The 20,523-nt window shown below is 33.9% G+C and carries 17 protein-coding genes; 4 read left to right on the top strand and 13 right to left on the bottom strand.

From position 1 onward, the window contains the following. Positions 1-25: 25 nt before the first annotated feature. Both LKACC16343_RS11455 and LKACC16343_RS14685 read right to left on the bottom strand, forming a co-directional pair. Positions 26-1,024, bottom strand: a complete 999-nt coding sequence (locus LKACC16343_RS11455; protein WP_056951792.1) for a zinc-binding alcohol dehydrogenase family protein — start codon at positions 1,022-1,024, stop codon at positions 26-28. Positions 1,025-1,164: 140 nt separating this feature from the next. Continuing rightward, positions 1,165-1,854, bottom strand: coding sequence for a hypothetical protein (locus LKACC16343_RS14685; RefSeq protein WP_082604502.1), 690 nt, complete (start codon positions 1,852-1,854; stop codon positions 1,165-1,167). 316 nt (positions 1,855-2,170) lie between these two features. Here LKACC16343_RS14685 and LKACC16343_RS11445 point away from each other — a divergent pair, with 316 nt between their 5' ends. Beyond that, on the top strand, positions 2,171-2,719 hold the full coding sequence (locus LKACC16343_RS11445) for an NADPH-dependent FMN reductase (protein WP_056951790.1): 549 nt from the start codon (positions 2,171-2,173) through the stop codon (positions 2,717-2,719). A 586-nt stretch (positions 2,720-3,305) separates the two neighbouring features. On the opposite strand, the gene LKACC16343_RS11440 is transcribed toward LKACC16343_RS11445, so the two are convergent. Together LKACC16343_RS11440 and LKACC16343_RS11435 are read right to left on the bottom strand one after the other, a co-directional pair. Beyond that, positions 3,306-5,939 (bottom strand): glycoside hydrolase family 3 protein, encoded by a 2,634-nt coding sequence (locus LKACC16343_RS11440; RefSeq protein ID WP_056951785.1) that lies wholly within the window; start codon positions 5,937-5,939, stop codon positions 3,306-3,308. Positions 5,940-6,537: 598 nt separating this feature from the next. Beyond that, positions 6,538-6,732, bottom strand: a complete 195-nt coding sequence (locus tag LKACC16343_RS11435) for a hypothetical protein (protein ID WP_056951783.1) — start codon at positions 6,730-6,732, stop codon at positions 6,538-6,540. A 78-nt stretch (positions 6,733-6,810) separates the two neighbouring features. Here LKACC16343_RS11435 and coaBC point away from each other — a divergent pair, with 78 nt between their 5' ends. Further along, complete coding sequence (coaBC, locus tag LKACC16343_RS11430; RefSeq protein ID WP_056951782.1) at positions 6,811-8,004, top strand: bifunctional phosphopantothenoylcysteine decarboxylase/phosphopantothenate--cysteine ligase CoaBC; 1,194 nt, start codon at positions 6,811-6,813, stop codon at positions 8,002-8,004. Positions 8,005-8,057: 53 nt separating this feature from the next. On the opposite strand, the gene lpdD is transcribed toward coaBC, so the two are convergent. From lpdD to LKACC16343_RS11395, 7 genes are all read right to left on the bottom strand, one after another. Continuing rightward, on the bottom strand, positions 8,058-8,465 hold the full coding sequence (gene lpdD, locus LKACC16343_RS11425) for a prenylated flavin chaperone LpdD (protein ID WP_056951780.1): 408 nt from the start codon (positions 8,463-8,465) through the stop codon (positions 8,058-8,060). Further along, positions 8,465-9,037 carry a UbiX family flavin prenyltransferase gene (locus tag LKACC16343_RS11420; RefSeq protein ID WP_056951778.1) on the bottom strand — a complete coding sequence of 191 codons (573 nt, stop codon included), beginning with the start codon at positions 9,035-9,037 and terminating at the stop codon, positions 8,465-8,467. The genes lpdD and LKACC16343_RS11420 overlap by 1 nt, the downstream gene beginning before the upstream one ends. A 12-nt stretch (positions 9,038-9,049) precedes the next feature. Next, positions 9,050-10,525, bottom strand: a complete 1,476-nt coding sequence (locus LKACC16343_RS11415) for a UbiD family decarboxylase (protein ID WP_056951776.1) — start codon at positions 10,523-10,525, stop codon at positions 9,050-9,052. A gap of 136 nt (positions 10,526-10,661) precedes the next feature. Further along, positions 10,662-11,414 (bottom strand): nitroreductase family protein, encoded by a 753-nt coding sequence (locus LKACC16343_RS11410; protein ID WP_056951774.1) that lies wholly within the window; start codon positions 11,412-11,414, stop codon positions 10,662-10,664. Beyond that, the gene (locus LKACC16343_RS11405) at positions 11,404-12,627 is read right to left on the bottom strand and encodes an MFS transporter (RefSeq protein ID WP_056951773.1); all 1,224 of its coding nucleotides are present in this window, start codon (positions 12,625-12,627) and stop codon (positions 11,404-11,406) included. The genes LKACC16343_RS11410 and LKACC16343_RS11405 overlap by 11 nt, the downstream gene beginning before the upstream one ends. Before the next feature lie 11 nt (positions 12,628-12,638). Next, positions 12,639-13,697, bottom strand: a complete 1,059-nt coding sequence (locus LKACC16343_RS11400) for a YcaO-like family protein (protein WP_056951771.1) — start codon at positions 13,695-13,697, stop codon at positions 12,639-12,641. A gap of 65 nt (positions 13,698-13,762) precedes the next feature. Continuing rightward, entirely contained in the window at positions 13,763-14,512 is a 750-nt protein-coding gene (locus LKACC16343_RS11395; RefSeq protein ID WP_056951769.1) for a hypothetical protein, read from the bottom strand. 282 nt (positions 14,513-14,794) lie between these two features. On the opposite strand from LKACC16343_RS11395, the gene LKACC16343_RS11390 reads away from it, so the two are divergent. Then, positions 14,795-16,309 (top strand): ATP-binding cassette domain-containing protein, encoded by a 1,515-nt coding sequence (locus LKACC16343_RS11390; protein ID WP_056951766.1) that lies wholly within the window; start codon positions 14,795-14,797, stop codon positions 16,307-16,309. Positions 16,310-16,451: 142 nt separating this feature from the next. On the opposite strand, the gene LKACC16343_RS11385 is transcribed toward LKACC16343_RS11390, so the two are convergent. Together LKACC16343_RS11385 and LKACC16343_RS11380 are read right to left on the bottom strand one after the other, a co-directional pair. After that, positions 16,452-18,704: a UvrD-helicase domain-containing protein gene (locus tag LKACC16343_RS11385; protein WP_234032523.1), complete on the bottom strand. Its 2,253-nt coding sequence runs from the start codon at positions 18,702-18,704 to the stop codon at positions 16,452-16,454. 74 nt (positions 18,705-18,778) lie between these two features. Then, positions 18,779-19,672 carry a LysR family transcriptional regulator gene (locus LKACC16343_RS11380; RefSeq protein ID WP_056951762.1) on the bottom strand — a complete coding sequence of 298 codons (894 nt, stop codon included), beginning with the start codon at positions 19,670-19,672 and terminating at the stop codon, positions 18,779-18,781. 115 nt (positions 19,673-19,787) lie between these two features. Between LKACC16343_RS11380 and LKACC16343_RS11375 the strand changes: the two genes are divergently transcribed. Continuing rightward, positions 19,788-20,516, top strand: a complete 729-nt coding sequence (locus tag LKACC16343_RS11375) for a DUF554 domain-containing protein (protein WP_056951760.1) — start codon at positions 19,788-19,790, stop codon at positions 20,514-20,516. Positions 20,517-20,523: the final 7 nt, after the last annotated feature.

Below are 20,523 nucleotides of genomic sequence, written 5' to 3'. Positions count from 1 at the left end.
CAAAACACGATTACCTGCTTTTTTACTATTTAGCTAAAACAACGACTTTTCCCATCATGTGTCCTTCTTCAACTAATTCTGTGGCTGCTTTAATATTTTCAACGTTAAATCCATGGAAAACTTTAGTAACCGTTGACTTAATCATGCCACTGTCTAAACCATCAGCGAGTTTCTCTAAATAAGCCCCTTGATCAGACATTGAGTCTAACTTGAACTTAGCCTTGGTGAACATCCATTCCCAAGCAAAGCTAACTGATTTTTGTTTTAAATCACCTATTTGTGATTCACGTAAATTAGTAATAGTTGCAAAAGTACCAAATGGTTTGATCAATTCAACAATTTCTTGCCAGTGTGGATCGTTGTTACTTAATCCAACAATATAATCAATATTTTCAATTCCCAAATCGTGCACTTGCTTAATTAGATCTTGATGATGGTTAACCACTAAATCGGCACCCAAGTCCTTGACCCACTTTACCTTTTCCGGAGTTGAAGCTGTAGCAATAACTTTTAGACCAGCCAAATGAGCCAATTGAGTAGCAATAGAACCGACACCACCGGCTCCATTGATGATTAAAATTGTTTTTTCACGATTATCGATAACTGGGTTGATATTTAGTTTTTCAAATAACAATTCACTAGCTGTCAAAGCTACCAATGGCATAGCGACACTTTTTTCAATCGAAGTTTGTGCAGGTGCATGAGCCACGATTCTTTCATCAATCAATTCATATTCTTGATATGAGCCATCACGAGTGTAATCACCGGCAAAAAATACTTTGTCACCTACTTGAAAATTCTTAACGGCTTCGCCAATTTTTTCAACGACACCGTAACCGTCATAACCTAAAATCTTAGGCTCTTTTAATTCAGTATTGATACCTTTACGTGTAGCAATATCAACTGGGTTAACTGAGATACCTTCGATTTTAACTAACAAATCTTTACCTGTAGGCAATTCTTCTGCTTTATCGAATTCTACAAAACTATCTTGTCTATTATTAGTTACTCCAAATGCTTTCATTTATCTAACCTTCTTTTTAATAATTATATTTTACAATAAGAAGATAGTTAATTAAATTTTTGACCCCCTCATGATAATAGAAAACAAACAGCCAGCAACTCAATTTGTGAGTTACTGGCTGTTTTTCAGAACTAATTCAATTAACCAATGATTTCAACAGTAGCACTAGTAATTCCATATGAAGGAATCATACTATTTGGCATTGCCATATCAATTTGATAAGGATTGTCATAGGCAAATGTTCCTGTATCGTTAACTGTTCGATAGAAGACATCCCCTTGAGCTGTAGTAATCTTCAAGCTTGATCCACGTGGAATAACACTTAAATTAGTAGCAACCCCTGAATAGCCCATATCTGATCCTAAAACTGCAGGATCATAAAAACTAATTTTAAAAGTACCAACACTCTTACCAGCTGTTTGCATTTCTACAGGTGGTTCTGAAGCAGCTTGTGTAATTGCTTGTTGTGACTCTTCAACTTGTTCTGGCTGTGATTCTTGAACTGGCGCGTGATCAACATCTTGTTGTTTTTGTTCTGTTTGAACTTGTGATGCAATCTCGTCCATGTTCACATTTGGATCTTTTTCACTATTTTCGATTCCAGGCATAAATTCCTTATTACCTGATAACACAATTTTTTTATTTAGTTTATCGGCATTTTCATCGACTCTTTGGTTTGTTTCCAAATTAGTCAGTGTTTTTCTAAAATCCGTTGCATTACTTGTTTGGTCTGCTGATGAATCTGCGGCATAAGCAACTGTATATCCCATATCCCCAGTAACGATCAAACTAATGATAAGTAGTGCTTCTAATTTAATTTGCTTTAACAACTAATCTCTCCCCGGTTTTTCATTTACCAGAGGAAACTATACAAGATAAATATTTCAATCATATTACGAACAGAATAAAAAAATTCAGTTTGAAGTTGTTTTTGTAACACTCCTGTAATTAAGGTCATATTATTGCAATTAAAATGTTACATTCTGCATACTTATACAACTGTCGATAAATCGTGAACACACATGTAATTCTTTTGCAATCGTTTTCTTACAGAATAAATTTATTTTTGTTTGCGAGAACAAATATTTGTTGATTATTCTTTTTTATGATAATTTAAAAACATCAAAGGTTACGGAGGAATTTCATATGTCAGAAAAAATCGCTGTTTTAGTGGGAAGTTTACGTAAAGGATCATATTCAAAGCAAATCGCTAAGAATCTTGCTAAGCTTTTCCCTAGCCAATACGAACCAGAATTTATCGAAATTGGTAATTTACCACTATATAATGAGGATATTGATACACCTGAATCAGTTCCAGCAGAATATACAGAATTCAGAAATAAAATTAAAAATGTTAAAGGTGTTTTATTTGTAACACCAGAATACAATCGTTCTGTTCCAGCTGCATTGAAGAATGCTCTTGATGTTGGTTCAAGACCTTATGGACAAAGTGCTTGGGACATGAAGCCAGCTGCTATTGTCAGCGTCTCACCCGGTGCTATCAGTGGGTTTGGTGCCAACCACCATCTACGTCAATCACTAGTATTCTTGAACATGCCAGTTCTTCAACAACCGGAAGCATACATTGGCAATGTGACAAATATTCTTGATGAAAACGGCAATGTTGCTGAGGGAACTGTCGGATTCTTACAAAGTATTGTTGATGCTTATGTTGACCTATTAAACAGATATTAATATAATGTTATAATATTACTTTCGGTACGTAATCAGTCTATTGCAAACAGTTTATCACGTATCAAAAAAGAATAAGGGTGTAGAAGTTAATTTTGATTTCTACGCCCTTATTCTTTTTTTGTGTAAAATGCCGTCGTCCGCAAAAAATCTGTGGGCCACTGGAACGTGGTGGACACGACTGAGGGTCCACAGATTTTTTACTACCGACTAGTTCCCTAGTTCTAATATTATCAAGTAAAATTGCAATGTTTCGAGATTTTTAGATCTACATAATTTAAATAAAAATTTCAAATCAAAAGAACAGCCCTATTAAATATTCAAGATATATGTTCTATATACTTGAGTATTTCCTAATAGAGGCTGTTCTTATTTATTATTCAAATTTTACAATGACACTACCTAGCAAAGCAGAATTTAGTCCGGAGCAACAAGAAAATTGGCTCAGCCATGAGATTCCCTTAGCAATTTATTGCTTAGGGAAAGGTCGAGCTTAGAGATCCATTATTTTGCACGAAGTGGGAAATAATTAGCTCTAAGTCGGCCCATGGCGTTCCAGCCAAATTTTCTTGTTGCGGAGGACGGCATTTTAACTAAACTTCAATTTCAAAACTGTTCTTAAAATATTGATTGCAGATTTTTGTAAATCACCTAAGTACAAAGTATTGTTATCTTTCCACTTTCCTGTTAACAAGACGTGATCATCATCAACGATTTGAGCTTCTCCAGTATAAACCCAAGTTTGGATTTGCTTATTCAAATTAGAATTGCTATCAACTCTAACTTTTACTAACACATCCCCATCGGCATCTAATACGAAGTCGTTCCACATTTCTGTTCTCTTGATGCCCTTAGTTTTAATATCAAGTTCTTCTTTAATTTTGATATTGCCCTGATCATCAAACTCTGGTCCAAAATCACTAGCTGCACAGAGCAAATCTTCCTTGGAACTTCCAGGCATAATTAAATCATTTCCAGCATGCATGCTTTCTTTAGGATCAGCGGAACTGAACCAATCGGTCATTACTAATCCCTTGAAATGCCATTCATCACGCAAAATATTCGTTAATAATTCAAAATTAGCACCTGAGAACGTTCCATTAACTTGATTGTATGAAGTCATCATTGCCACTGGTTGGCCTAATTTCACAGCAATCTCAAAATTACGCAAATAAATTTCACGTAGAGCTTGTTCACCAATTAAACTATCTCCGGAATTACGGAAACTCTCTTGGTTATTGCCAATAAAGTGTTTCAAGGTTACTCCAATTGTCTGGTGATCTTGTACCCCTTTAGTTTCTGATGCAGCAATCGTTCCAGAAAGATATGGATCTTCAGCAAAGTATTCAAAATTACGTCCACCTAGTGGATCTCTGTGAATATTCATTCCTGGAGCTAACCACAAATCAACTCCAAACTCGACCATTTCTTTACCAATGGCGAATCCAACTTTTTTAACCAAACTCTTATTCCAAGTCTGAGCCAATGCTGTTCCAATAGGCCATGCAGTTGCATAATGTGTAATTGTCTGACCGTTTCGTTCAAAGACTGGCTCTATTCTGATTCCAGCAGGTCCATCGGCCATAACTAAAGCGGGAACCCCTTTATGATCGATCATTCCAGTTTGTCCAGCAGCACCAGGTAAAATATCTGACGAGATACCAACCACACTATTCTCTTTAGTTGAAAGCTGTCCTTCGACTAAATCAACTAATTGCTTAGTAGATAAACTAGCCACAAATTCAGCCAGCTCGACATCACCATTATTAACGTCATCAAGTGTTTTTCCAGCAGCATTGCGAACTTGTTCTACAACTTCGTCTAAACCTTTACCAGGCAATGGATTTTCATCATTGATGAAAGTTGTAACATCAGATTTTTCTTGATATTGGATAAATTCAGTTTCTGGGAAATTATTAGCTTTCAAAATAAAACGTGGTACGTCAGTCACATTCTCCAATTCAACTTTGTTCTCTGTAAAGACAGTTGGATCAGTTTCCGGCTTCATCAATGAATCAACTTTTTTCAAAATAACTTTTTCATCAAGTTTAAACGAAGCAACGACTTTCGTATTACGTGAACTGTTACCTACTCGCAAAAGATAAGTCCCAGGCACTAGAACATAAGCTCCTAATTCATCATCGAAAACACTTAAATCACTCGTATCAATTTCAAAATCCACCTTCTGTTGCGCATTAGGACGCAATACAGATGTTTTTTCATAGCCAATTAAATCTTGATAAGGCGTAGGAATTCCCGTCTGTGGCTTAGAAACGTACACTTGAACGACTTCACGACCAGAATACTTATTGCCAATATTTTCGACATTAACACTTAGCTTAATTTTTTTCTCATTAACATTTACTTTTTGTGCTTTTAAATAGAAATCAGCGTAACTCAAGCCGTAACCAAACTCATATCTTGGTTTAACGTTGAAGCTATCAAAATAACGATAACCAACGTAAATACCCTCAACGTACTTAGGATTCTCCATACCAAAATTTTCTGAAGTTGGATAATCATCGTATGAATAAGCCCAAGTATCTGTTAATTTACCAGAAGGTGTTGTTGTACCGTCAATAATATCAACGACCGCATCTCCAGTTGTCATTCCCAATTGAGAAACGAGAACAACACTATCCAACAAAGGACATTCATCAATAAAACTAGTATCGATCACACCACCAACATTCAAAAGCAAAATGCTGTTAGTGTAATATTCACTCATTCGTTTAATATTTGAAAGTTCATTATCAGTTAATTTAAAATCGCCAGCTTCATTTTTACGATCATAATTTTCGCCAGAACTTCTTGAAATAACATAGATTCCAGTTAAACTATCTTCAAATTCACCGACTTCTGGGTCATCAAATTTAAAGGCTGGTGCTAATAAAGCTAAAGGATCATCTTTTAATTTTTCATCATGTGACTGTTTTTCTTTTTGGTAATAGCGATTCAAACGGTTCAACCAAGCCTTAGTAGTAACCGTGAAACCATGACTCTCTAGTCCATCCAGAATACTAACCATATTTCGTTGATTAACATCACCAGAACCAGTACCACCTTTGATTGTGGCAAAAGCCCCACTTCCGTACAAAGCTACTGTTTTATTTTTAATCGGTAAAGTAGCATTACGATTTTGTAATAAAACAATACCTTCTTCAGCTGCATTTTTAGCTAATTCTTTATTTTCTAATTCTCTTTGTGAAATAACGTTTTCCATCGCGACATTCTCCTTTGGTGGAAATGTAATTACCTTAATTTTACACTTTTAAATAATTGATTAAAAAGTAATTTCATAATCATTATATGTATTCTTTCAAATAGAAACATTATTAGTATGATTGAATTACAAAAAAAGGCCAGACACTGGCATGTCTGACCTTGAGTAACACATAGTTTTTTTATATATTCAGGCGATGACATTAAGATTTTTGGGACTGAAGATTGCCGTCTTCAGTCCTTTTTAATGTCCTCATTTACAAAAAAATAATAGCCCGAAATTTAAATTAAAGTCAACTGTGTTCTTAATCCTAATATTAGCGAGTAAAAACGCAGCATCTTGAAATTCTTAACTCCACATTATCCAAATGAAAATTCTAAATCAAAAGAACAGTTCACTAGTCTGGAGCAAAAGTTGAAAATGCGGTCAGCTGTGAAATCATTGTTAGTGGCTTTGCCACTTACAATGAGGCCGGACTTGAAGATCCATTATTTTGCACGGAGTGTGAAATAATTAGCTTCAAGCCGTGCCCACAGCGTTCCACCAGCATTTTCAACTTTTGCGGAAGACGGTAATTTAAACGTATCCCTAATTTATTCTATTTCTTAAAGAAAAATCGTCTCAAAACATATTTATGAATAACAATCATAAGAAAAATGACAACAACACCAATGATTATTTCACTAACTACAAAATTGCTTCCTAATACACTTTGTAAAACCCTAAGTAATGGATCATTCAAACCAACAATCAATAAAATAATAATTATTATATCCAACGTATAAATATTCATGGCAACCCCCTGATAAGAAAATATTATCATACTCATAATCATGTATAATATAGTAAGAAAAAATTTTGAGGTGAAATTATGCTTAAAGATAAACATATTGCAATTTATGTTACAGGTGGTATTGCAGCTTATAAATCATTGAACATTGTCCGTGCATTGATTAAACAAGGTGCTCAGGTTCAAGTTATTATGACTAAATCAGCACAAGAATTTGTTACACCACTAACCTTCGCTACCTTGAGTCAAAGACCTGTTATCACTGATAATTTCAAACCCCAAACCGCTACTGATGACTTTATTCCTCATATTAAATTGGCACTGTGGACCGATTTAGCCGTAGTCGTACCCGCAACTGCCAATATTATTGGAAAAATGGCTAATGGCTTAGCTGACGATATCGTTTCTACCAGTTTGCTGGCAACTAAAGCACCCAAATTGGTTTTCCCAGCCATGAATACCGATATGTATGAAAATCCTGCCGTTGAGCATAATTTACAAACTTTAAAACAAATGGGAATTCAAATAATTGAACCCGAAACAGGCTTTTTGGCCGAAGGAATGACTGGCAAAGGCCGCTTGCCCGAACTTGATGTCATAGTTAAAGCGATTCAAGAACAGTTTGCTGAGAAAAAACTGAAGGGTGTTAAAGTTGTTGTAACTGCTGGCGGAACTAAGGAAGCTATCGATCCAGTCAGATTTATCGGCAATCGTTCGTCCGGTAAAATGGGCTTTGCGATGGCTAAAATTGCCCGTGATCTAGGAGCTGAAGTAACCTTAATTACCACTGTGGCAGCACCATTTGGTGGTATGAATATTATCCAAATACAAACTGCTGACGAAATGATGAAGCAATTAAAAGATGTTTTTCCCACTACTGACGTTTTAATCATGGCTGCCGCTGTTGCCGATTTTAAACCAGTTCATGTAGCTGATCAAAAGATCAAAAAGAATGATGATGAAGATATTTTCACTATCAAATTAACTAAGAATCCCGATATTTTACAAACTATCGCCGCTACTAAATCCAAAGATCAATTTGTTGTTGGCTTTGCTGCTGAAACTCAAAATCTTTTAGAAAATGCTGAAAAGAAGTTAGCTAAGAAGAATGCTGATGTAATCTTAGCTAACAATGTTGCTCAAGTCGACGCCGGTTTTAACGTTGATACCAACAAAATTACCCTTTTACAAAAAGGACATCAGCCTTTAGTTTGGCCATTAATGTCTAAGGAAGATGTAGCCAAAAAATTCTGGAAATTCTATTTAAGTAAGTAAAACAAAAATGCCCTCTAGAACTAGGTAATCACTAGTTTTAGAGGGCATTTATTTCATTGTGGATTCTCCGAATTACTGTAGTAAATAGGTTCTGGCACATCGAAATCGTTTTGTTGTAACCAAGTACTAATTTGATCACCTAAATTCTGTGCCATCTGACTGGAAACCATGATTTGTTTCTTTGAAATATGATTAATGTGGACTCCCGCACTGATAGTGCAACTTCCCGGTAGACAAGGTTGAATAATTTTTCCAACACGAGTGGCTAGAACATCATCCTTATGAAATCTGCCGTCGTGACTAGGATATCGTATCGTCTGCATATCAATATTTTTCGTTAGAGTCGTGATAGTTCCAATATGAGGATTATCTCCACCCGTTATAGCGATAAATAAATCTTTACCAATGATAGTAATATCAGCTGTCATAGTGTAATTTTCTTTGGTAACTGAGAATTTCATTAAATTCCCTCCCAACGTCCGCCAATTGCATTGTCAATTCTTAAAGCATCTAGTTCTTTCATTGTTTGATGATCAACTAAATCTTGAATGGTTTCAGGATGATTATAAAATGCCGGAATTGGTGGAATCATTTGTACACCCATTTTCGATAACTTTGTCATGTTTTCTAAATGTATCGTATTTAAAGGCGTTTCTCTTGGTACCATAATCAACTTACGTTGTTCTTTCAGTGTGACATCAGCTGCTCGTGAAATTAAATTGTCACCGATACCTACTGCAATACTGGCGACTGTCTTCATACTGGCAGGAACGATTACCATCCCATCGGTTAAGAATGAACCACTAGCAATAGTAGCACCCAAATCATTATCACTGTAAAAGTAATCGGCTAATTCCTTAATCTCAGCTAAAGACATTTCTGTTTCTAACTGTAAATTTTTCTTAGCCCAAGCACTGAAAACAACATGTGTTTCAACATTCTCAATTGCCTTCAATTTTTTCATCAAATCAATTGCATAAATTGTGCCTGAAGCACCAGTTACACCAATAACAATTCTTCTTTTACGAGCCATCTTCACACTTCCTTATTTCAAATATTTTTGCCAGTCATCGACTTCCTTAAACTGAGCACGGACAAATTGATCTTTCATATCAAATGGTACAGTACCATCAATAATTGTCTTGGAACTCATACCACGGAAACGAATTGACTTAGGATCATATTGTGGTCTTTCAGATGGATCCAAAGGATGATTTCTCATACCTGGTAAAACCATAATATCCTTGTCGCCTTGGAATCTAGTATTCATTGTCCAAACAACATCGTTCATATCAAAGATGTCGACATCTTCATCAACTAAAAAGACTGTCTTCAATTCCTTAAAGGCTGATAGAGCTAAAATAGCTGCTTGTCTTTGAATACCTTCATCGGCTTCATTATCCTTGTGAATTTGCATAATAGTCATTAACTTACCGCCACCTGCTGGAGGATTATAAACGTTAACAACTTTTCCAGGAATAGCCTTGTCAACAAGTTCAAGAATACTTGCCTCAGTAGGAATTCCAGCCATGGAAACATGTTCTTCACTAGGACCAATTGTTGTCTGCATAATTGGGTTATCTTTACGGTGAGTGATAGCCTTAACTTTTACCACATTAACGGCTGGATTAGCATCACCATTGTAGCCTGGGAATTCAGGCATAGCTTTGCCAGTGTGTGTATTGATATCTTCTTGCATAGTTTGGTTAGGCATAATTTCGGCTTCAACTACGTATTCGGCACGAGCAATCGCCTTTTCATCAATTGTTTTGGCGTTAACGAGTTGAACTGCTTGATTACGCAAAGCACCGGCAATATTCAATTCGTCATAACCAAGTGGAGTTGTAGGTGGCTCAAAAGTTGCCCCAATGGTAATAGCTGGATCCAAACCAATATTAATTGTAATAGGCATAGGTTTATCTAGTTTTTCAAATTGTTTCTGGAAGTGTCCAATGTGACGACCACCAGGCATGATATACATACCAATTGTATCTTTGTCTTCCAAAACCATACGGTGAATCGTAACGTCTGTCATAGTCTTATCGGGATCTGAACCCAAAACTAATCCCATAGTAATATATGGACCAGCATCGTATTCAGTATTAGTTGGAGCTGGCAAAATCTTTCTGATATCGAAATCTTTGTCAGTAGCCTTATGAACAACTTCTTGTACAGGAGCTTTGTCAGAATCCACCATTACTGGAGCAACAGGATGTTCCACTGAATCCTTTAAAAGACGTCCCAAAGTCTTATAGTCATGATGCAAAATCATCCCATCACGCTTACGACTTGCCATCGCACCGATGAATACTCTTGTTCCAGGAAATCCTTTGACATTGTTGAACATCATTGCTGGACCCTCTTGAGTAGGACGTTTAACCGTTCCACCAGCACCGATATAACGGTAAACTCCTGAAAGTTCTGCATCCGGATCAACCTCAACATCAGTTTCATGATATTGACCAGGTTCTTTCTTTAATTCATCAATAACTCTTCTTAAATCATATGGTTGTTCTGACATTTAATTGCCTCCTCTTTGTCTTAACAGTGATTATTATAGGAGGGATATTAAGTGCGAACAATTCATGTTAATTTAAAAAGCATTCCATAATGGAATGCTTTTTTGAGAAATATTATAAAATTGATTAAAAAGCTTTTTAATTGGATCTGTATCCAAAAAACTGAATCATTACCGGAGAAATATTTGAAATTCCTATTGTCTTTTTAACACCTTCATCATCAAATCCCGACCAGCTGATATCGCCAAAATCTGGAATCTCTCTACTCCCAAACAATCTAAAAGCTTCAGCCATTTCACCCGCTTCAAAAAGCATATGTCTAAAACCTCTGAATCCATATTTAATAGTTGTTCTAAACAACGAAAAACAGTAACAAATCATTAAATCAGACGGTAATTTTTTATTTTCGTCATATGGATATATATACTTTGCCATTTTATTTAATTCTTGGCCACAAGAAACATAAATTAAATTTTGGGTATCATCATCTAAAACATATATGCCTCGACTTAATTTTTCAACAATATTATCTTTCGTAACAATAAGTATGGGAAAAATAGGATAAAGGGCTCCAGCGGACCCATAAGATCTATGATTAGATTGATTTCCTTTGCAAAACGAGAGAGAGATTACTTTAAGTAAATCTTCCCTTTTCATGGGAATTCTTTGAAACTCTCTTATACTCTTAATACCATATCCCTTCATTAATTTTATAGGCTTAAGTTGATTATCATGTGTAAAGAACGGAGACGTATTTTGAACTAACTCATATTTAAAATTCTCCTTTTTTTTCTTTCCATGTTCCATGGTATTCCAAACTCTTTTATATTTTAATAAGTCTGACGAACCAATATCATTATTATCAATAATATCTATAATTTTATTTTTCATTTTCTATCAACACTTTCATGTATGGCGGCGTATATATAATTAATGCTGCTAAAAACATTATTAAACCAAGTACAATTATTAGCGGTCTTAGCCCCACTAGTTTTAATAAAAATGGACTTGTTATTCCAGCTATCGGATTGGCGATTGAAAAAATTGTCAATACTGCCCCCACAGTTTTTCCAATATCAGATCTAGAGGCTGACATTTGTACGGCCGAAAAATAAATTATTGCCGATATACTATTAAAAAAGCCGTACAAAATCCATATAATTCCTACTAGAACCACATTAATGATACTTACAAAAGGTACTAATGAAAGCAAACCCAACAAAAATAAAGAGAAAGCTTGTCCAGCAAGATATATTGGATAAAAATGTAATTTACCAATTTTTTTTCCTAATTTTGTCAGAACAACTGTTCCAACAATTCCCCCAATCGTTAAACCCATATCTATAAAGTTGTATGTAAAAGAATACTTACCATATATATCAACACTAAACTTGGGCATCAAAAGCCATATGGTCCAATAGCAAAAATTAGTTACCAAAGCAATTGGTATCATTATGCTTACTAAATGATTTTTATATATAAGGAAAATACCCTCTTTTATTTTTGATTTTAGCCGAAATAATGATATATTATTACTCATTTTAGGTTTATCGTCTGCCTTTATTCTCGAAAGAGAAATAAAAGAAATAATGACAGATATCACAACACAAACCAAAGAATATTCTGGATCTTTCATCATAACCATAATTACTGAAAAACCGGATGATACAATTGATGATACTTGTGATGCTAGAGAAACCCATGAATTTGCAGATACAATATCTTCATCATTTTGTATAAAGGTTGGAGCAATAGACTCAGTCAATGGCATATAGACAATATTTAGACAGGCATTCAATATTACAATAGTTATAACAATATAAACATTACTTCCACCCATCATCAATATAGTTAATGCAATTATTAATGCAATTATTCTTATAAAAGCAATCATTCTTAATAATTTTAATTTACTTGATCGATCAACGATATATCCACCCATCATCGAACCCAGTACAGCAAGCATCGTTATCGTACCAATAGTCGATACAATTGATTGGTCTTTAGTAATTCTATATAAAAACCAATAGGCGTATGTTATAAAAGCGGATATAGAGAAACTACTAATAAAATCACTGAAAACTATTAACTTAATTTTCTTCATATATTATTCACCTACCAAAATGGAACTGTGCCTAATTTAAGAGGTTTGTCCGTTCGTAAAATTAATCTAGATACAAACGGTGTAGTACTTAACAATGTCTCTGGTTGTAATAATGTACTATAGGCTTTTATCGTATATCCATTTTTATTATTAATTGTGGAGAAATATGTTTGAGTTTTTTTCATTAACTTTTCTATGCTATATTTTTGAATATTATTATCTAACCTACTATTTGTCCTAGTTTCTAAAATATGTTTGTAGGTTTCCTCAAACCTCAACATATTTACGTTAATCTCACCATTCAATGCTTCCCACATATGTCCTCTATATGTGCCAACCGCTTCGAGTATTGCATGTTTACACGAGTATTCCAAACTAAATGATGTCCCTAATCCTAGTGAAATGTTAGGATATTCATTTGAATAAATAACACATAATATAGTAATCACTTTCCATTCATTTGGTATTTCAAATAGATCTACCCCCTTTACATTTGGAGAAATTTTGATTTCTTTTATCATTCTTTTAACAAGCTCTAACTGAGTTGTATTAACATCGAATAAACCATTTCCTTTATGCCACCAACTTGCAAAATCATCTCTCTCAATTAATTCCATGATTCCTTTTTCAACTGCAATTTTAAATTTATTATCATGAGCATAGCCACTATAAGTTATCCAACTTAATCCCTTCTTAAGGGGTAAAGAAATTGATATAGCAGCTGGAATTAATACTTTTTTACCATCCCAACGTGTAAAACATACGTATCTAGAATCATCACTACTGTACCAATCCACATCATTTTGGTTTTTACTATTCCACTCAGAAGGAATTAAACTTAATGGAATTATTTTATTTTTTTTTGTATAGGGCTTCATTTCATTAATAATCAAATTTGCAGATTTTTTTATATCATTTTGTTCATAGAATTCTTGCCTGACCTTTTCCGTCAAATGATCCACATCTCCGCCAAAAATTGTAGCTGATGGTCTAAAGCTTTCATCAATTGGCATTCGCATACTTGTAAATTTGGGCATACCCCACTTTTTTAAAATTTGTATTTTTTCCATATTTTTCACCAATAAACAAAAAATGCGGGAATCATAATGATTCCCGCATTTTACGCGTAAATCTTTTATGCGTCTTGTGCTTCTTTTTTTTGTTCATTTTCCAATACCGAATACTCTTCATACGATATTTCTTTTCCAGTTAGACTCGTATGTGTTGAATATTCAATTAAACAGAAACTTGTAATCTCTGTTGATACTTGACTAATTTTAGTAAGAGCTGATGCTGTCAAAGCAGTAATTTTATTATCTGCATCCCTTATTGATAATTGGAGTTTTCCCCTCATAGCATCTTCCTTTACTGATTCTTTGGAATATTCAGTTAACAAATCTTTTAATACATTTCTTAAACTTGAAATTTTAGAATTTAAAATCTTCAAGTATTCCAAATCTCCATCTTTTTGAAGAGCAAGTTTTACTTGATCAAATGATTCCGATTTTCCTGGCATCATTCCCATTTTGTTCCAAAATTCATAAGCTCTATCTTGGTCTTTTTGACTATATGGATCAACAAATTCCTTATGTAATTCATTTTGTCTATATAGCGGCTGTAAAGTTAATTGCATTTTTTGTATTTTTTCTTCTGCAGACTTTGCGGACACAATTGCCCTTTCAAAATGTTCTTGTGATGACTTTAAATCAATAAGTGATTCCCTTGAATCCGTACGCTCATTTAACACTAAACTTTCAACATACGAATTTGCTTTACCAAATTCTGTTTGAATATCAAAAATAGACTTTGTAACTTCTGCGTACTGTCCAGCATACTCTAGATTTTTTTGACCATAATGAGAATAACCGCAATTCATACCACCCATGATAAAATCTCCTTTATCTTTACATTATTTGATGAAATAGAATAAAATTCACTCTCAAAGATTAATTTTAAAGTCGTTATATTAATATAAACCTAATTAAATTAAATTAATTTAGATTTCGCGCGAACGATTTTCATTTGATATTAGAGTGTTTTTAAAATTTATCATCATCAACACCACAAACATATCACCTTACCTTTAATTATTCAATAGTTTTATTATTATTTAATTAATATCATTAAAAGTATTATAATGTAACTAAAATTATTAGAGGAGGATAACATGTTACAAATCTCTAAAGGAATTATTTCAATCAACGATAATATTCTATTTACGTTCCCTAATCTAATAGTTCATTCTGATGAAATTATTGGAATCGTTGGTGATAACGGTGCAGGTAAAACTACATTTTTTAATTATATAATTGAAAATATTCGAAGAAAAAAAATAATTAATTTTAACGGAACTTATTCTTTAGTTAAGCAAATTCAACCCACAGATGATATGAAAAGTGGCGGAGAAAGAACTAAAGCCACAATAATTGAATCCTTAGAAAGCCATCCCGCTCTATTAATGTTGGATGAACCATCTACAAATCTAGATACAACTCAACAAATCTGGTTGAAAGATATAATAAATTCCTTTAATGGGACATTATTATTAATAACTCATGACGAATCTCTTTTAAACTTGGTCAATTCCTTGTGGATAATAAATGATAAAAAACTAACCGTTTATAACGAATCATATAGAGAATTCTTACTAAATAAAGAAAAGAGTTACAAAAAACAGCTAACTTCTTACAAACAACAACAGATTCAAATATCTAAATGGAAGAAACAAATACAAAAGCGTGAACAACGAGCCGAACGACTAAAAAAAGGAAACGGTAGAAAACTATCCTCATCCGATAAAAAGGCCGCCGGAATGACTAGCCACGATGCTATGGAAAAAAAGATGCAGAAAAGTGCAAAAACATTAGAAAACAGAATGAATCGCACTATAAAAGTACAACGTCCTAGAACAGTGAAGCCAATTAAATTCGTAGATCCAAATACTAAACTTCTTGATAACCGGACAGTCTTAAATATTAAAGATACGACAATAAAAATAAATGATCGTATTTTAATCGATGACGTGAATTTAAAACTTAAATATGGAGATCATATCCAAATTACCGGTAAAAATGGCAGCGGAAAAACTACTATGATAAAAATGGTTCTAAGACATAAAGAGAAATTTTTCCTAAATCATATTAGTATTGGTTATTTTGACCAAAACCATACATCCTTAGCAGACAAAGACAAAGTAAATTCATTGATACGAGCATCATCTGATCAGAATTCACAAACAATTTTTGCTACCTTTTCATCACTAGGAATAAAAGAAATTCTGACAAGAAGAGTCTCTGAACTAAGCGGCGGTCAAAGGGTAAAATTACAACTGGCAAAAATATTACTAGGTCCACACCAATTACTGATTTTAGATGAGCCTACAAATTACTTAGACTTACGGGCAAAGAAGGGACTTGAAGATTTCCTTATTAATTATCCAGGAACAATTATTTTAATTAGCCATGACATTGATTTCACAGAAAAATTGAATTTTAAAACTTACAATATAAAAAATAAAAAGCTTCTAAATCCAATTTTGAACAATCATTACTCTAGTTCTGAAGACGATAATCTACTTTTGCTGAAACAACGACTTGGAACATTCATTGCCGACCCCAACATTAGTATGGAGGAAATAAAAGATTTGCAAAATAAAATAAAAAAATTGGAAACTAACAGATAATGAAAAGTGTCTAAAATATAATTAAAGAATGGTATAAAACCACGAAAAAAGGCAAAACAAATAATCCTAGTAATCAAATACAATTACTAGGATTATTGTTTCAATGCTTGAAGATTAAGTATATTTGTCTCACCTCCACAATTTACTTTTTATCTTTTTTCTTAGGTAGTTCCAATTCAAACACCAAAGGATTGGAATCTGGTGCAATTCTTAAATTTAATTCCTTCTGGGCTCTAGTGACACCAACATACAGAAGACGACGTTCTTCTTCAATGAAAGCCGAATAATTCTCAATCTCATTGTACATTGTGTAGAACATTTTGAATTCTTTATTTTTATTCAAAGTCTTATCCAAATTAATTGGGTTGAAAGCATTGTTATTGGTAATATCACGATATTTTTCAACGTGAGCTGTCTTCAAGGCATTCTCCAAATATTTAAAATCGTGATTATAAACTATTTTCCATTTCTGTACAAACTTATCCATTGGCATTTCAGGTGGGAACCAACTATTCAAAATTTTACTGTTACGATCAACTTCTTTATCCGTTAATCCATAGAGATAAACATACTTGAATTCCAATCCCTTTGCCTGATGCAATGACAAAAATTGGATACGATTATCCTGTTTGCCTTGCTCAACTCGACTCGTAAGAATCTCTTTTTTATTTTCCTCTGCACTAAAGAAATCATCAATATTAGGATACTTCTCTAACTCTTCCAACAAATACTTCTTAATATCGTTAACTTCATTTTTCGACATGAAATTCTTTTCTTCCATGTAATCAAAATATCTGTCAGTTAATTTAGTCGTGGCCTTATACAAATCTTTAATCAAACTCTGCGACAATTTTTGCTTCGTAGCTTCATTGTCTGACTGTTCCATCTGTTTTTTAAAACGTTGAACACTATTGAAATAGACTTTAACTCGCTCATCAGTCCGTTTATAAGGTGTGTTAGTCGTCGCATTGTACTTCTCAGCACCCTTAAAATACTGACTCAAAGTTTCAAATTCAGCTTCAGCTTGGGCCTGAACTTTTTCAGTGTGATCTTTATAAGCTCTGAAACCAATACGATTGGCCTGATTGCTGAAGTAGGAAAACTTGTCCTGCCACAAAGATCTCATTAATTCAGTCACAATTCGATAGACAATATTATTCTGTAAGATAGCTCCAATATTATTGATATCCGCATAAATCTTTTGATTAGCCAACCAATCAGCCAGCAACATTCTTGAAGAATTGTAACGAACCAAAATAGCAATATCATCGTTGTTAATTTTAGGATCATTAATTTGTTTGACCAGACGACGTAACATCTTGGAATCACCACTAAAACCTGACTTCTTCGTACTATAAAGAATAAACTTTCCCATATCCTTCTTGCCAGACAATAAATCCTTATCCAAACGAACATGATTCTTTTTAATCAGTGGAATAACTCTTTTCAAAATTTTCTCACCGGTCCGATAATTCGTTGATAAATTTTTCTTTTGAGCCTGTGGTAAAAGTTTCTTATAGTTCAAAATGAATTGTGGATTACTACCTCTGAATGAATAAATACTCTGATCATCATCCCCGATAACAATCAAATGTTGCATCGTTTCTGGACTCAATAATTGTGAAATGATTTTCCACTGTAAGTTGTCAATATCCTGAAACTCATCAATAACCGCAATCTTAAAACGGGCCATAATCTGTTGATAATACTGCAAATATTCTGGCACCTGCATACTCTTTAATAACAAAAGCTTCATATCGTTAAAGTCAATATAGCCATTACTATGCTTTAATTCCTGATATTTTTTAATCACATCAATATAATCTTCAAAAAAAGTTTCGTTGTGATTTTGTCTTGAGTATTGACCCATAACTTTAACCGCTTCACTCAAAGGTTTGCCGACGCACTCATTAGGTAATACACCGTCACTAGTCAAATCTTGATTGATCAAATAATCATTCAAATCGAACATTTCTGACAACATCTCATCTTTGGTAATAATATTACTAGGATGTTTGATCTGATCCGATAAGTCTCGAATAAAGTAGCGATAAGATGTTAAAACCTTTGCACTACGATATTCAGGATTCTGCCGTAATAATTGATAAAACAATGCGTGAAAAGTGGTAAATTTCGGCTTGCCACTGGATAAATTCAGTCCACTACCCTGCAACTGGTCAACAAAATTTTGATAACGTTGGCCCATGTCAATTTTAGATTTGTGTGAAAAAGTAATTCCTAAAATTTCATTGGGTTCCGTCTTACCTTCAGCTATCGCAATCAAAGCCATCAAAATAAAAATAGTCGTCTTACCTGAACCGGCACAAGCGTTGACTAATAGTGGTCTCATAAAATCATTATTCAATATAGCAATCTGTTCATTTGAAAATTTCATTTTCAAATTTGATTCCATCAAATTAATTATTTCAGTTGTTGATAAATCTTGGATATTGTCGTCCCCCAATACTTCTACTTAGCTTGTAAAACTTTTAAATTTGTTTGGATATATTTCCAAAAGAGATTATTAGCACTAGAATGTTCACCCTTAACTCGGATAAAACATAATTCATTAGCAATATTCGTTGTCAATGGAACAATCGAGAACTCTTCACTGTCAAAGTTCTGAGCTGTCTTTTGCATCATAATGGAAATTCCCATATTGTTTTGGACCATCTGCATAATTAAATCGACTCTGGTTCCTTCATACGCAATTCTTGGCGTGAAGTGAGCCTGACGGCAAAGTTTTATAACTGGATCATATAAGTTAGTCGATTTTCCTAAAATCAAAAACGGATCATTCTTCAACTGAGAAATAGTGAGTTTTTCCGATTTTGCCAAAGGATGCTTTTTAGGTAGAACCGCTACAAATTTGTCCTCTTCAGTGATAATTCTTTCTAAATCAGAATCATCAAAATCAAAAGTTCGAGCAAAAATTATTTCACACTTACCTGATTTCAATGAAGTAAATAAATTGTAGCTTTCCTCTTCTCGTAGCTGCATATGCACTTCAGGATGTTTCTGTAAAAATTGTGTTATTAAAGTAAAACTCTGATAACTAGGCATTGTTGGAATGGTGTGCATTTCAATTGTCAAATTTTTAGCTGCCTGAAAGTCGTTTAACTTATTACTTAATTCGTTATAGTCCAATAAAATCTTCTTCGCATAAGGTAAAACAATTTCGCCTTGTTGCGTCATTTCAATTTTGCGATGGGCACGCTTGAACAATGATACACCAAGTTCCTTTTCTAATGCCATGACCTGTTTAGAAATATTGCCTTGAGTGGTAAAAAGATTCTCAGCCGTATCAGTATAATTCAGTGTTTTTGACAAATCGACAAAAATTTTGAGCTTTTGCAAATCCATTCCTCATGCCTCCCATTCCATTTTAGAATACTATATCACAGTTTTTGAATTGTTCATTGCCCTACTAAATCCTAAAGTTGGAAATAGTTAAGTATTTGAAAGGGGTATTACGACTATGCCAACTGGTGTTATTATCAATGCTGCTTCAGTCTTATTGGGTGGCTTACTTGGCGGGTTCTTAGGTGATAAATTTAGTGAACAATTCAAAAATGATATTACCTTGATTTTCGGTGTTTGTTCGATGGGAATGGGTATCTATTCAATCGCACCGATGAAATATATGCCTGCTGTTATCTTTGCTTTAGTAATCGGAACTGGAATAGGTTTGTGGATGCATTTGGGTCAATGGATCAATAAAGGTGCTGTTGAAATGCAGAAGCCTATTTCAAAATTATTCCCTAATTCTAAGACAGAAATGTCCCATGAAGATTTCGTCAATACTTTAGTTACCGTGATTGTACTCTTCTGTGCCAGCGGTACTGGTATTTACGGAAGTTTGGATAATGGGATGACTGGTGACACAACTATTTTGATTTCTAAATCTGTTTTGGACTTCTTTACAGCTGCTATCTTTGCCTGCAACTTAGGTTACGTAGTTTCTATTATTGCTATTCCACAATTTATTCTCTTCTATATTTTATTCTTACTAGCACGTTTCATTTTCCCACTCACAACGCCAAATATGATTCTTGATTTCAAAGCTTGTGGTGGTTTTCTAATGCTGGCAACTGGTTTCAGAATGGTAAAACTCAAGATGTTCCCAATAGCAGATATGATTCCCGCGATGGTTATCATTATGCCTTTGAGTTGGATCTGGGCTAACTGGTTCTTGCCTTTGCTGTAAATTATAT

The sequence above is a fragment of the Companilactobacillus bobalius genome (assembly GCF_002179915.1).
GTDB lineage: Bacteria > Bacillota > Bacilli > Lactobacillales > Lactobacillaceae > Companilactobacillus > Companilactobacillus bobalius.
The sequence above is the reverse complement of the archived record's forward strand: the minus strand, read 5'-3'. Positions and strand labels throughout refer to the sequence as shown.